The organism is Geminicoccus roseus DSM 18922 (assembly GCF_000427665.1).
Taxonomy (GTDB): Bacteria; Pseudomonadota; Alphaproteobacteria; order Geminicoccales; family Geminicoccaceae; genus Geminicoccus; species Geminicoccus roseus.
Genome location: NZ_KE386572.1, coordinates 4,234,266 through 4,247,830, shown reverse-complemented (window position 1 = coordinate 4,247,830; position 13,565 = coordinate 4,234,266). Strand labels below are relative to the sequence as shown.

Below are 13,565 nucleotides of genomic sequence, written 5' to 3'. Positions count from 1 at the left end.
TGTGTCGACGATGATCCACCGACGTGGCGTGCTCATCGGGGCTCTTGCTGCGGCGACGCTCCTGCCACGCATGGGCCTTGCCGCCGACACCGTGGCCGAGGATTTCCGGCTGGGCGTGAACTGGGGCGGCCTCCACGTGGCCGACCTGGTCCTGGCCTTCCGGCCGGATGACGACGCCGTCGCCGGCAGCATGACGATCACCAGCCGCGGCGTGGCGTCGCTGCTGACCTCCTACAGCGGCCAGATGAGTTCCGTGGCGCGGGAGCTGGACGGACGCCTCGTGTCCCAGCGCTACCGCGCCTACTACGAGAGCCGACGCTACACGCGCGACATCGAGATCCACTACGACGAAGCAGGCAACCCGGCCGACATCGTTCTGCTCAAGCGCGGCGAGCCGCAGAAGGTCGACATTCCGAAGAAACTCTGGGCGAACACGGTCGACCCGCTCACCGGGATCCTGCGGATCCGCCGCTGGATGGCCTCCGCCGATCGCTCGGATCGCGAGACGGTGCCGATCTTCGATGGCCGCTCGCGCTACGACATCGAAGCCACGGCACTGCCGGCCGAGAACGGCGCCGCCCGTGCCAGGCTGGTGATCCAGCCGATCGCATCGGCCAGCAACTCCTCCTGGCTGAAGAAGTGGCAGTCCGACGACGGGCGGTGGATCGAGGCGCGGGTCAGCAACGATCCACGCGCGGTCCCCCTCCTGGTCCAGACACAGGATGGAGGCACGGCCTCCTCGATCGAGCTCGCCCAGGACTGTTCCGGCAACGCCGCCTGCAGCTAGCAGGCGGCGTTGCACCGGGTCACGCCTTCGCCAGGGACTTCTCGTCGAACAGCTGGGTAAGCTCGCCGGACTGGTACATCTCGCGGACGATGTCGCAGCCGCCGACCAGCTCGCCGTCGACATAGAGCTGCGGGAAGGTCGGCCAGTTGCTGAACTCCTTCAGCCCCTGGCGCAGGTCGGCATCGTCCAGGACGTTGTAGGTCTGGAACTTGACGCCGGTCTGGGAAAGGATCTGCACCACGGCAGCAGAGAACCCGCACATCGGGAAGACCGGGGTGCCCTTCATGTAGAGCACGACCTGGTCGGCCTTGATCTGCTCGCGGATCTTGTCGGCGGTATCGTTCATTGTCGAAAAACTCCAGGGGCTTCAGGACGCAGGTGCGGAAGTCGTGAGCGCGAGTGCATGGAGCTCGCCGCCCATGCGGCCACCAAGCGCCGCATAGACCAGCTGGTGCTGCTGGATGCGCGTCTTGCCGCGAAACGCCTCGGACACGATCACCGCACGATAGTGATCGCCATCCCCGGCGAGATCGTCGATCCGCACGCTCGCATCCGGAAAGCTGTCCTTCAGCATCCGTTCGAGATCGTCCTTGGCGACTGGCATCGAGGCTCCTCTTGTCAGGCGGCTACCGCGTCCCCGCCCATGTAGTCGGGGAGCCAGGCTTCATGCGCACGCTGCAACTCTTCGATCGATATGGGGGGCAGGTCCTTGACCTGCAACGCGTCGCCGCCGACCCGGCCGATCTCGCGCAGGATCACGCCCTCCCGCGTCGCATCGCTCGCCAGCCGTTCCAGCGCATCCGGCTCCACCGCCAGCACGTAGCGGCCCTGCTCCTCCCCGAAGAGCCAGCCGATCGAGGCCAGGCCATCGGGGATCTCCAGCGTGGCACCACGGCCCGACGCCAGGCACATCTCGGCGATCGCGATGGCGAGCCCGCCGTCGCCGACATCGTGGCAGGCGCGCACGACGCCGGCCTGGATCTGCGCCAGGACGAAGTCGCCGTTGCGCTTCTCGTGGTTCAGGTCGACCTGCGGGGGAGCGCCCTCCTCCCGGCCCATGACCTCGCGCAGGTACAGGGACGCGCCCATCCAGCCATAGGTCTCGCCGACCAGGACCAGGACCTGGGTGTCAGCGGTGGGGCCGATGCCGACCACCCGGTCGAGATCCTCGATCAGGCCAATGCCGCCAATGTCCGGGGTCGGCTGGATCGGCCGTCCGTCCGTCTCGTTATAGAGGGAGACGTTGCCGGACACGACCGGGAAGTCGAAGGCCCGGCAGGCATCGGCCATGCCCTCGATGCAGCCGACGAACTGGCCCATCACCTCCGGCCGTTCCGGATTGCCGAAGTTCAGGCAGTTGGTGATGGCGAGCGGCCGGGCCCCGGTGGCGATCAGGTTGCGTCGGCACTCGGCCACCGCCTGCATCCCGCCCGTGCGCGGATGCGCCTGGCAGTAGCGGGGCGTGCAGTCCGCGGAGACCGCCAGGGCGCGGTCGGTGCCGAGCACCCGCACCACTGCCGCATCGCCGCCAGGCCCGATCAGGGTGTCGGCGCCGACGGTGTGGTCGTATTGCTGCCAGATCCAGCGCTTGGAGCAGAGGTCCGGCGAGCCGATCAGCTTCAGGATCGCTTGGTCGTGCGGCATCACCGGCACCGCCGGTTCCGACAGCGCCACCGGGATCGGGGCGCCTGGCTCCACATAGGGCCGCTCGTAGACCGGCGAGTTGCCGGCGATCGGCGCCACCGGCAGGTCGGCCACCACCTCGCCGTGGCGGCGCAGCACCATGCGACCGGTATCGGTCACCCGGCCGACCACCGCGAAGTCCAGCTCCCATTTGCGGAAGATCGCCTCGGCCTCGGCCTCGCGACCCTCCTTGAGCACCATGAGCATCCGCTCCTGGCTCTCCGAGAGCATGATCTCGTAGGGCGTCATCTCCGGCTCGCGCATCGGCACCTGGTCGAGATCGAGCTCGATCCCGGCCTCGCCCTTGGCGGCCATCTCGAACGAGGACGAGGTCAGCCCGGCAGCGCCCATGTCCTGGATCGCGATGATCGCGTCCTTCTCCATGAGTTCCAGGCAGGCCTCGATCAGCAGCTTCTCGCGGAACGGGTCGCCGACCTGGACGGTCGGCCGCTTCTCGTCGCTGTCCTCGCCAGAGAACTCGGCCGAGGCCATGGTAGCGCCATGGATGCCGTCGCGGCCGGTCTTGGCGCCGACATAGACCACCGGATTGCCGATGCCGGCTGCGGCCGCATAGAAGACCCGGTCGGCCGGCGCCACGCCCACGCACATGGCGTTGACCAGGATGTTGCCGTCATAGGCCCGGTGGAAGGTGGTCTCGCCACCGACGGTCGGCACGCCCACGCAGTTGCCGTAGCCGCCGATGCCGCGGACCACGCCATCCACCAGCCGCCTGGTCTTGGAATGCTGCGGCGAGCCGAAGCGCAAGGCATCCAGCAGGGCGATCGGACGCGCACCCATGGTGAACACGTCGCGCATGATCCCGCCGACGCCGGTGGCGGCACCCTGGAACGGCTCGATGTAGGAGGGGTGGTTGTGGCTCTCCATCTTGAAGATGGCGACCAGCCCGCCGCCGATATCGACCACGCCGGCATTTTCGCCGGGCCCGCACACCACCCAGGGGGCCTCGGTCGGCAGCTTCTTCAGATGGGTCCGCGACGACTTGTAGGAGCAGTGCTCCGACCACATCACCGAGAAGATGCCGAGCTCGACGAGGTTCGGCTCCTTGCCGATCAGCTCGATGATCTGCTGGTACTCGTTCCAGCTCAGGCCGTGGGACTTGACGATTTCTGGGGTGATCATCCGCGGCCGACCGTCTGCAGGATGGAGTGGAAGATCGCCCGGCCACCGGTATGGCCGGTGCGTGGATCGACATGGCATTCCGGATGCGGCATCAGGCCCAGCACGCGACCGCCCTGGTCGGTGATCCCTGCAATGTCGCGGGCCGAACCGTTCGGGTTCTCCACGTAGCGGAACAGGACCCGTCCCTCGCCTTCGAGCCGGTCCAGGGTCGCCTCGTCGGCCGTGTAGTTGCCGTCGCCATGGGCCGTGCTGATCAGGATCTCGTCGCCCTTGGCCAGGCCCGCGGTGAAGGCGGTCCCTTCCCGCTCCACGCGCAGGGCGGCGGGACGGCAGATGAAGCGCAGCCCGGCATTGCGCACCAGGGCGCCCGGCAGCATCCCCGCCTCGCATAGGATCTGGAAGCCGTTGCACACGCCCAGCACGTAGCCACCGGCCTCGGCGAAGCGGGCCACGGCGCGCATGACCGGGGAGCGGGCGGCGATGGCGCCGCAGCGCAGATAGTCGCCATAGGAGAACCCGCCCGGGATGCCGACCACGTCGACCGGCGGCAGTTCGGTGTCCTCATGCCAGACGAGGTGGACATCGGCATAGCCTGTGTCCCTGAACGCCCGGACCAGGTCGCGATCGCGGTTGGCGCCGGGGAACGTGACGACGGCAGCACGCATCAGATCGTGGCCTCTGCAGGAGATCGGAATGTCATGGACGCTCGTGCGAGCAGGGTGTTGCTCACTCCTCCAGCCGGTAGCGATAGTTCTCGATCACCGGATTTGCGAGCAGCTTTTCGCACATGGCCTTGACCGCAGCCTCGGCGGCACCGCGATCCGAAACGGCGAGGTCGAACTTGAAGACCCGGGTCTTGCGCATGCCGCTCACACCTTCGAAGCCGAGGTGCAAGAGCGAGCGCTCGATCGTCACCGCCTCGGGATCGAGCACGCCCTGCTTCAGGCCCACTTCCACACTGACCTTCACCGCCGCTCTCCGCACCCCGACGCCTGTCCAACGCGGCCTTCCGTAGTCGCACACCATCCATCCGGCAAGCTGCGAGGCTTTCTGAAGTGCGGCTAGAGATAGGTGACGACGTCCGTTGCGAGCAGCCGCTCCACGCCCACCACGAACATCTCGTGCTGCTGGATCTCGCCCAGGCCGGTGACCGCGCCCAGATCCATCAGCAGCCCCTGCCGCGCAACCCCGTCGACCTCGCGCACGACCAAGGCCGTGCCTCGGTCGAAGGTGTCGATCTGCCCGTTTCTGTCGGTATCGAACTGGCCGAAGTGGACGGACAGGCGATCGTGCAGCTGCAGCCCGATCTGGTCCTCGCCCGGGCGGAAGTCGGTGATGATCATGTGGCTGGGACGCAGGTCAGGCTCCACCAGCCGGTCCCGGCCGAACACGTTGATGAAAATGTCGTTGCCCGCCCCGCCGGTATACACATCGGTGCCGGGACTCGAGAAGAGGCGGTCGTCGCCGGCACCGCCCTCCAGGCGATCGTTGCCGGCCAGCGCATCACCGGACTCGCCATAAAGCGTGTCGGCGCCGTCACCGCCGCGCAGGACATCATCGCCGCTGTCGCCGTGCAGGACGTCCTCGCCCGTGCCGCCCATGATCAGTTCGGCGCCGTCGTCGCCATGCAGCAGATCCTCACCGGCACCGCCGTCCAGGCGATCGTCGCTATCGCCCCCATCGAGAAGGTCGTCGCCGCCATTGCCGCGAAGATCGTCGGCGCCGCCGAGCCCCCGGATGTGCTGCGCGTCGTCGCTGCCGGAGATGGCGTCCACGCCCTCCGATCCGGAAAACCGTGCCAGGGCCCGCGTGCCGAACGTGCTGATCTGCGCCGGCAGGAGCTCGGTGACGCCGAACAGGGTGATCGTCTGGGCGCTCCCATGCGGCAGGTGCATTGCCTCGACAAGATCGAGCACCAGCGACGCCCTGGCCGCGCCCCCATGGGTCACTGTCTCGATGCTGACCGCACGGTCGCCATCGCCAAGACGGCCGGAGCCGTTGTCGTCCAACAGGTCGAAGTTCAGGAAAACCGTCTCGGAGGGTCCGAAGCGGGTGCCGGGGCCGGTGCGCCAGGCCACCACCAGCCGGTCGATGCGTTCGAAATCGACAATGACGTCCCGGCCAGCCTGCTCGTCGACACCCAAGAACCTCTCGATGACGACGTCGAACTCGTCCGCGCCGGTGCCGCCCTGCAGCACGTCGTTGCCGCGGTTCCCGGCGATGAAGTCATCGCCGGTGCCGCCGGACAGAACATCGTCGCCGGTGCCGCCGGTGAGGATGTCGGCATCCGCGTTCCCGAACAGGAGGTCCGAGCCAGCGCCGCCTGCCAGCACGTCACGGCCGGCGTCGCCGAAGATCTGGTCGTTGCCGTCATTGCCGAGCAGCCAGTCGGCGCCCGCCCCGCCGAGGATCCGGTCGAGGCCCAGACCGCCCTGGATCCGGTCACGCCCCTCGCTGCCGCTCAAGCGGTCGTTGCCGCTCCGGCCGCTCAGGTCGTCGTCGCGGTCCAGCCCGTCGGCAACATCATCGCCGATGGTGCCGATGAACATGTCGCTGCCGCTCGTCCCGCTCCAACTGGCACCGACAACCGCAGCCATGCACAGCCCTTTCGCTGGTCATGGCACATTCATGACACAACAGCGACAGCGGTGCACGATCGTCTTCACTGGATCGTATCAGTACCGCGCAGGTCGCGGGGGCCGGCTTCCGGCAGGATGCCCAGACGACGCGCGACTTCCTGATAGCCTTCCTCGACCTTGCCCAGGTCGCGGCGGAAGCGGTCCTTGTCGTAGCGCTCGCCGGTCTTGGTGTCCCAGAGGCGGCAGTTGTCGGGGCTGATCTCATCCGCCAGCACGATCCGGAACTCCTCCTCCTCCCAGAGGCGGCCGAACTCCAGCTTGAAGTCGACCAGCTTCAGGCCGACCGAGACCAGGAGGCCGGACAGGAAGTCGTTGATCCGCAGCGCCAGGTTCAAAATCTCGTCGATTTCCTGATAGGTTGCCCAGCCGAACGCGGTGATGTGCTCCTCGGTGACCAGCGGGTCGCCCAGCTTGTCGTCCTTATAGTAGAACTCGACGATCGAGCGGGTGAGCTGGGTGCCCTCCTCGATGCCGAACCGCGTCGCGATCGAGCCGGCCGCCACGTTGCGGATCACCACCTCCAGGGGAATGATCTCGACCTCGCGGATCAGCTGCTCGCGCATGTTCAGGCGGCGCACGAAATGCGTCGGGATGTTGATCTCGTGCAGCCGCAGCATGATGTATTCGCTGATGCGGTTGTTCAGCACGCCCTTGCCGGTGATGACACCCTTCTTCTGGTTGTTGAAGGCGGTGGCGTCGTCCTTGAAGTACTGGATCAGGGTGCCGGGCTCGGGCCCCTCGAAGAGGATCTTCGCCTTGCCTTCGTAAACCTGGCGACGGCGACTCATCTGCACTCTCCGATGGACGAACGAAACAAGGGCGCGCGCGGCCCCGTCGCACCGCGGGCACCCCATAGAACGAGGGCGCTTGTAGCGGCAGGCGCCCTGGCTGACAATGTTGACAACCCTGTCACGGCATCAGATCCCCGGCACCGTCGCCAGCAGCTCGGCCTCCAGTTCCGGAACGACATGGCCGGTGAGCGCCAGTTCCAGGGAGGACTGCGCGCCGGAGAGATGGCGGTCCGCCTGGAGCAGCGCCACCACCGCCCAGCGCACCACCGCCATCGCCTGCCAGTAGCGGATCCGGGCGCGGTCGACCGGCGCTCCGGCTTCGGCCTCGTAGCCTTTCAGGAGATCCTCGGCCGAGGCGATCCCGCCGGCTTCCAGCTGCGGATTGGCGAAGCGCCACGGCCGGGACAGCATCCAGCCGAGATCCTCCATGGGATCGGCCCAGGCGGCGAACTCCCAATCCAGGATCGTGGTGAGCTGGCCGTCCTGGACCATGTAGTTGCCGGTGCGGAAGTCGCCGTGGCAGAGCACTGGCGGGACCGCGGCCGGCGCCCGCAGTTCCAGCCGGCGCAGCGCCCATTCCAGGACCGGCTCGGCCCGGCCGAGCGCGTCCAGATGGGCCCGGTACTGGGCAACCCGAAGCAGCGCGACCGGCTGGTCCGGGATCTCCAGGAATCCCAGTTCCGCCACCGGCGGGCGGACCCGGTGCAACCGCGCCAGCTCCCGTCCCAGCCGGGACGCCAGTGCGGGTCCGGCGGCCAGCAAGGCAGGGTCCTTGGTCAGGCGCTGTCCCCTGGCCTCGCCGGCGACCCGCGCCATCAGGTAGAAGCGCTTGCCGATCACCGCCGGGTCGGCGCAGGCGAACCAGGGCTCCGGGACCGTCACCCCCGCCCGGTGCGCCACCTGCACAAGGGCAAACTCTTCCATCCTTCCGTGGCTCACCGCCAGGCTGGACGCGGCGTCGGTGCGCAGCACCAGGGCGTGCCGGCCCGGACGGCTGCCGCCTTCGAGCAGCAGGTCGACCGCCCAGTTCTCCTGGATGGCGCCGCCGCCCAGCAGCGCCAGGCGCTCGATCCGGCAGGCGGAGGCGCCGGTCTGGTCGGCGACCAGGCGTTCGAGTGCCGGCTGGTCCAGCATCACAGCGTCGTCGCGGTGTGGCCGCCATCCACGACCAGGACCGAGCCGGTCATGTAGGCCGAGGCTTCCGAGGCCAGGAGGAGGAGCGGGCCGTCCAGATCGGCGAGCTCCCCTAAGCGCCGCTGCGGGATCCGCTTGATCATCCGCTCGCCGGCCGGGCTCTCGAAGAAGGCGCGGTTGATGTCGGTCAGGAGGTAGCCCGGCGCCAGCGCGTTCACGCGGATGCCGTGGCGCGCCCATTCCAGGGCCAGCGCGGCGTTGAGCTGCACGAGCCCGGCCTTGGCGGCGGCATAGGCGGCGACGCCCTGCGCCACCCGCAGACCCAGGATCGAGGCGACGTTGACGATGGCACCGCCGGTCTTCGCCGCGACCATGCGCCGTGCGGCGGCGCGGGCCACGGTGAAGGCGCCGGTCAGGTCCACCGCCACGACCTCGGCGAAGCGCGAGGGCTCCATCTCCAGCGCCAGCTGGCCCTCCGCGATTCCGGCATTGTTCAGGACCAGGTCGACGGTGCCAAAGCGCTGCTCGGCCTGGTCGAGCGCGGCCTCGACGGTTTCCGGGCGGGTCACGTCCAGCGCTGCGCGCAGCAGCCCGTCCTCCTCCTCCTCCAGGCGGATCCGGCCGGGATCGCGCGCGGTGGCGACCACGCGGGCGCCGCTGCGGCGGAACAGGGCGGCGGCATGCCGTCCGATGGCGCCGGAGGCGCCGGTCACCAGGACGGTGCGGCCGGACAGGTCTGCGGAGAAGCTCATGGATGAAGTCCCAGGAGGCGCGCCTTCGAAGCAATCAACGCATGGACCGAGCGGAGGTTCGGGCACGGGATCTCCGCCATGTCGGCCATCTCGATCACGGCGGTGACCAGGGCGTCGATCTCCAGCGGGCGGCCGCGCTCCAGGTCCTGCAGCATCGAGGTCTTGTGCGCGCCGGTAGCGCCGGCCGCGTCGATCCGCTTGTCGATGTCGAGCAGGAAGCGGGCGCCCATCGCCTCGCCGACCATCTCGGCCTCGCTCATCATCCGCCGGCAGAGCGCGCGCAGGCCGGGATCGGTCGCGATCTGCTCCAGGGTGGCGCCGGTCAGGGCGCTGACCGGGTTGAAGCAGCAATTGCCCCAGAGCTTGGTCCAGATGTCGTCGCGCAGGCGCGGCCGGACCGGTGCCTTCAGGCCGGCCGCGATCATCGCCTTGGACAGGCGCACCACCCGCTCGCTGCGATCGCCCTGCGGCTCGCCAAGATCGAAGCGCTCCGAGGCGATGTGCTGGATGATCCCGGGCGCCGCGATCTCCGCCGCCGGCCAGACCACGCAGCCGATCGCCCGGTCCGGGCCGATCCCGTCCCAGATCGCTCCGCCGGGGTCGACCGCCTCGATCCGCAGGCTCTCGAACGGGCCGCCCAGGGCATAGGTGTACCACCAGGGCACCCCGTTGGCGGCGGTCACCACGGCCCCTTCGGCCCCGCACAGGTGGCGGATGCCCGGCACGGCGGCGGTCACCTGATGGGCCTTCAGGGCCACGATGACATAGTCCGCCGGCTGCAGCGCCAGCGGGTCGTCCGAGGCCTCCAGCCGCACCCGGACCTCGCCGTCCTTCTCACGGAGGACCAGCCCGTCCTTGCGGATCGCCTCCAGGTGGGCGCCGCGGGCGACCACCGACACGTCCTGTCCAGAGCGCGCCAGCTTGGCGGCCAGGTAGCCTCCGATCGCTCCGGCGCCGTACACGCAGATCCGCATCACCCAAGCCCCAGTTTCGCGGCGAGCCCGATCCGTTGCAGCTTGCCGGTCGCCCCCTTGGGGATCTCGGCCAGGATCACCACCCGGCGCGGCACCTTGAACGGCGCCAGGCGCTGCGCCGCGAAGTCGCGGATCTGCTGCTCGCCGGCTTCCTGCCCCTCGCGCAGCACCACGGCGACGGCGACCTCCTCCCCCAGCTTCGGATGCGGGATCGCGAAGGTGACGCACTGGCGCACCGCCGGATGATCCATCACCACCTCGTCGACCTCCAGGGGGCTGACCTTCTCGCCGCCACGATTGATGATCTCCTTCAGGCGCCCGGTGATGCGCAGATAGCCTTCGGCGTCCATCCGGCCCTGGTCGCCGGTGCGGAACCAGCGCCGGCCGACGGCCTCGAAGAAGGCGTCGGCATTGGCGCCGGGGTTGGCCTCGTAGCCGGGCGTCACGTTCGGCCCGCTGATCACCACCTCGCCCTCCTCGCCCGGCGCCAGCATGGTGCCGTCGGGGGCGCAGACCCGCACCTGCGGCCCGGCCGCGATCCCCACCGAGCCGGGCCTGCGCTCCGCCGGCGGCAGCGGGTTGCTGGTCATCTGGTGGGCGGCCTCGGTCATGCCGTAGCTCTCGATCACCGGGCAGCCGAACGCGGCCTCCAGTTCCAGCATCACCTGGGGCGGCAGCGAGGCGGAGGACGAGCGCAGCAGCCGGAGCCCTGCCCGCGCGATCACCTCCCGGTTGCGCTCCGACCGGGCCAGGATCGCCTGGTACATGGTGGGCACCGCCGTCATCCAGCTGGCCTCGCTCTCCTCGAGCTGCCGGAAGAATTTCAGCCCGTCGAACCCGCCGTCGGGGACGATCAGCGAGCCGCCGGCCGAAAGCGAGGACAGGGTCGCCGCGATCAGGCCATGGATATGGAAGAGCGGCATCACCACCAGGCAGCGGTCGGCCCTGGTCAGGGCCAGGGTCTGCACGATGTGGCCGGCCGAGGCGGCGAGGTTCGCCTGGGTGAGCGGCACGATCTTCGGCCGGGACGTGGTGCCTGACGTGTGAAGGATCAGCGCCACGTCGCCGGCCCCGGGGCGGTGCGGCTCGACCGGCTGCCCTGCCCGGCCGTCCACCCGCAGCGTGAAGTCGCCGGCCGGACCGGCCGGGTCCTCGGCCAGGCGCAGCACCACGCAGCCCTTGCGACGCGCCACCTCGACCGCCGGCCCGTCCAGGCCGTCGGGCACCACCACCGCCTTGGCGCCCAGGTCCGACAGGTAGAAGTCGAATTCATCGGCGCGATAGGCCTGGTTGAGCGGGGCTACCGTGGCGCATTGCGCGATCGCGACGAACGCGCTGGCCGCGGCCGGCCCGTTCGGCAGCACCGTCGCCACCCGGGCGCCGCCGCCGATCCCGGCGGCCGCCAGCGCCGCGCGGGTACGCTCCGTCAGCGCCGCCAGCCCTGCATGGCTCATCGTCGTCCGGCCAAAGCCGGCGATCGCAGGTGCTGCCGGCTCCGCCTGCGTCAGCAGAGCCTCGATGGTAACCGTCATCCCCGCCTCCCCAGGCCGTTGCGCTTGGTGGTCGCACGTGCCATGGCCGCTCGCAAGCTCGGCCGGCGGGAGGCGACCGGCGACGATCCGGACGCCATCCGGTGCGGCGCGAGTGTTCCCTGCCCGGATCACTGCCGCGTGACCGGTTCTCCTCGAGGTGGAGAGCTAGTGACGTCGCAACCTCCGGTCGCTAGTTTCTGTACGTTTGGCGCCAACGGGGGTCGCAATGAACCTGGTTCAATTCAGCACGGCGCATGGTGGGCGTGCCGTCGCTGTGGTCGAAGGCAACAGTCTGCGCGTGGTCGATCGGGCCACAACCGTCTACGGGCTGGCGCTGGCCGCGGTGGCCGCTGGCGAAAGCCTGGAAAAGGTCGTGACGGAGCGGCTGGGCGACCAGGTCGAGGACTATGAGGCGGTCATCGCGGAAAAGCGCCTGCTGACCCCGCTGGACCATCCCGACCCGGCGCATCTGCTGGTGACTGGCACCGGCCTGACCCATCTGGGCAGCGCTGCCACGCGCGACGCGATGCATGTCACCGAGCCGGAAAAGCTCACCGACAGCATGAAGATGTTCAAGATGGGCATCGAGGGCGGCAAGCCGGCGCCGGACACCATCGGCGCGCAGCCGGAATGGTTCTACAAGGGCGATGGCGGCTCGATCGTGCCTCCCGAAGCGCCGATGGAGTATCCGGGCTTTGCCGAGGATGGCGGCGAGGAGCCGGAGATCTGCGGGCTGTACCTGATCGGGCCGGACGGAACCCCCTGGCGCCTGGGCTTCGCGCTCGGCAACGAGTATTCCGACCACGTGACCGAGCGGGTCAACTATCTGTGGCTGGCGCATTCCAAGCTGCGCAGCTCGAGCTTCGGGCCGGAACTGCGGATCGGCGGGCTGCCCGAGCGGGTCGAGGGCACCTCCTCGATCCTGCGTGACGGTCAGGTGATCTGGAGCAAGCCGTTCGTGTCCGGCGAGAGCGCCATGTCGCACACCCTCGCCAACCTCGAGCACCACCACTTCAAGTACGACGTGTTCCGCCGCCCGGGCGACGTGCATGTCCACTACTTCGGCACCGCCACGCTCAGCTTCGCCGACGGGATGAAGCCGCAGCCGGGCGACGTGTTCGAGATCGCCGCCGAGCCGTTCGGCCGGCCGCTGCGCAACCCGCTGGGCGAGAAGCGCAGCGACCGCCCGGTGCTCGTGCGCGAACTCTGAGGCGCCCGTCATCCGGTCGTCACGGCCGGATCGCTCGCCGGTCATCAAGCTGGACTAGGACCCCGTGCGTGAGTGAGATCCGCACGAGGTAGCCTGCATGCTGGTCGTTCAGAACGTCGACAAGGTCTTCGGCACGATGAAGGCCCTGGACGACGTCAGCCTGAACGTTCCGCGCGGCCGGATGCTGGGCGTCATCGGACGCTCCGGCGCCGGCAAGTCGACCCTGCTGCGCACCATCAACCGGCTGGGCGACCCCAGCTCCGGCACGATCAGCTATGACGGGCTGGACATCACCCGGCTCAAGGGCCGGGAGCTGATGGCGTGGCGCGGCCGCTGCGCCATGATCTTCCAGCAGTTCAACCTGGTGGGACGCCTGGACGTCATCACCAACGTCCTGCTCGGCCGGCTCAACCAGACCGGCTTCGTGTCCTCCATGCTGGCCCGGTTCACCGCCCGCGAGCGCGCCGACGCGATCCTGGCGCTGGAGCGCCTCGACATGGCGCACACCGCCCTGCAGCGCGCCGACACCCTGTCCGGCGGCCAGCAGCAGCGGGTCGCGATCGCCCGGGCGCTGATGCAGAAGCCCGACCTGCTGCTCGCCGACGAGCCGATCGCCTCGCTCGACCCGCGCAATGCCCAGCTGGTCATGGAAGCGCTCCGGCGGATCAACCGCGAGGACGGCATCACCGTGCTCGCCAACCTGCACACGCTGGACACTGCCCGGACCTATTGCGACCGGATCGTCGGTATGACCCGCGGCAAGGTCGTGTTCGACGGCCTTCCGGCCGACCTCACCATCGACGTCGCCCGCGAACTCTACGGCAGCGACGGCCTCGAGGAGTCGCTCGCCGAGACCGTCACCTCCACCACGCTGAACCGGGAGCCCGCCTCCCCCCAGGCGGTCGCCTGACCCGAGCAGTCCG

General features: G+C 69.1%; 14 protein-coding genes. 3 read left to right on the top strand and 11 right to left on the bottom strand.

All coding sequences use genetic code 11. The features are described from left to right. Nucleotides 1–10 precede the first annotated feature (10 nt). Nucleotides 11–787, top strand: a complete 777-nt coding sequence (locus GEMRO_RS0121075; RefSeq protein WP_169728422.1) for a DUF3108 domain-containing protein — start codon at nt 11–13, stop codon at nt 785–787. Nucleotides 788–806: 19 nt separating this feature from the next. On the opposite strand, the gene grxD is transcribed toward GEMRO_RS0121075, so the two are convergent. The 11 genes from grxD to GEMRO_RS0121020 all read right to left on the bottom strand — a co-directional run bounded on the left by grxD (nt 807) and on the right by GEMRO_RS0121020 (nt 11,432). Further along, entirely contained in the window at nt 807–1,133 is a 327-nt protein-coding gene (grxD, locus tag GEMRO_RS0121070) for a Grx4 family monothiol glutaredoxin (RefSeq protein ID WP_027135591.1), read from the bottom strand. A gap of 21 nt (nt 1,134–1,154) precedes the next feature. Continuing rightward, nucleotides 1,155–1,391, bottom strand: a complete 237-nt coding sequence (locus GEMRO_RS0121065) for a BolA family protein (RefSeq protein ID WP_027135590.1) — start codon at nt 1,389–1,391, stop codon at nt 1,155–1,157. Nucleotides 1,392–1,405: 14 nt separating this feature from the next. Further along, entirely contained in the window at nt 1,406–3,610 is a 2,205-nt protein-coding gene (purL, locus tag GEMRO_RS0121060; RefSeq protein WP_027135589.1) for a phosphoribosylformylglycinamidine synthase subunit PurL, read from the bottom strand. Then, a complete protein-coding gene (gene purQ / locus GEMRO_RS0121055; protein ID WP_027135588.1) occupies nt 3,607–4,275 on the bottom strand; it encodes a phosphoribosylformylglycinamidine synthase subunit PurQ in 669 nt (222 codons plus the stop codon). Before purQ ends, purL begins: the two co-directional genes overlap by 4 nt. 61 nt (nt 4,276–4,336) lie before the next feature. Continuing rightward, a complete protein-coding gene (purS, locus tag GEMRO_RS0121050) occupies nt 4,337–4,579 on the bottom strand; it encodes a phosphoribosylformylglycinamidine synthase subunit PurS (RefSeq protein WP_027135587.1) in 243 nt (80 codons plus the stop codon). A gap of 92 nt (nt 4,580–4,671) precedes the next feature. After that, on the bottom strand, nt 4,672–6,207 hold the full coding sequence (locus tag GEMRO_RS0121045; protein ID WP_157505679.1) for a calcium-binding protein: 1,536 nt from the start codon (nt 6,205–6,207) through the stop codon (nt 4,672–4,674). 65 nt (nt 6,208–6,272) lie between these two features. After that, nucleotides 6,273–7,037, bottom strand: coding sequence for a phosphoribosylaminoimidazolesuccinocarboxamide synthase (gene purC, locus GEMRO_RS0121040; protein ID WP_027135585.1), 765 nt, complete (start codon nt 7,035–7,037; stop codon nt 6,273–6,275). 129 nt (nt 7,038–7,166) lie between these two features. Then, complete coding sequence (locus GEMRO_RS0121035; RefSeq protein ID WP_027135584.1) at nt 7,167–8,174, bottom strand: phosphotransferase family protein; 1,008 nt, start codon at nt 8,172–8,174, stop codon at nt 7,167–7,169. Beyond that, complete coding sequence (locus GEMRO_RS0121030) at nt 8,174–8,926, bottom strand: SDR family NAD(P)-dependent oxidoreductase (protein WP_027135583.1); 753 nt, start codon at nt 8,924–8,926, stop codon at nt 8,174–8,176. Before GEMRO_RS0121030 ends, GEMRO_RS0121035 begins: the two co-directional genes overlap by 1 nt. Continuing rightward, complete coding sequence (locus tag GEMRO_RS0121025; protein ID WP_027135582.1) at nt 8,923–9,900, bottom strand: 2-dehydropantoate 2-reductase; 978 nt, start codon at nt 9,898–9,900, stop codon at nt 8,923–8,925. The genes GEMRO_RS0121030 and GEMRO_RS0121025 overlap by 4 nt, the downstream gene beginning before the upstream one ends. Then, the gene (locus GEMRO_RS0121020; RefSeq protein WP_051329311.1) at nt 9,900–11,432 is read right to left on the bottom strand and encodes an AMP-binding protein; all 1,533 of its coding nucleotides are present in this window, start codon (nt 11,430–11,432) and stop codon (nt 9,900–9,902) included. Before GEMRO_RS0121020 ends, GEMRO_RS0121025 begins: the two co-directional genes overlap by 1 nt. Before the next feature lie 226 nt (nt 11,433–11,658). On the opposite strand from GEMRO_RS0121020, the gene araD1 reads away from it, so the two are divergent. After that, the gene (gene araD1, locus GEMRO_RS0121015) at nt 11,659–12,642 is read left to right on the top strand and encodes an AraD1 family protein (RefSeq protein ID WP_027135580.1); all 984 of its coding nucleotides are present in this window, start codon (nt 11,659–11,661) and stop codon (nt 12,640–12,642) included. A gap of 97 nt (nt 12,643–12,739) precedes the next feature. Further along, entirely contained in the window at nt 12,740–13,552 is an 813-nt protein-coding gene (gene phnC, locus GEMRO_RS30980) for a phosphonate ABC transporter ATP-binding protein (protein ID WP_035485760.1), read from the top strand. Nucleotides 13,553–13,565: the final 13 nt, after the last annotated feature.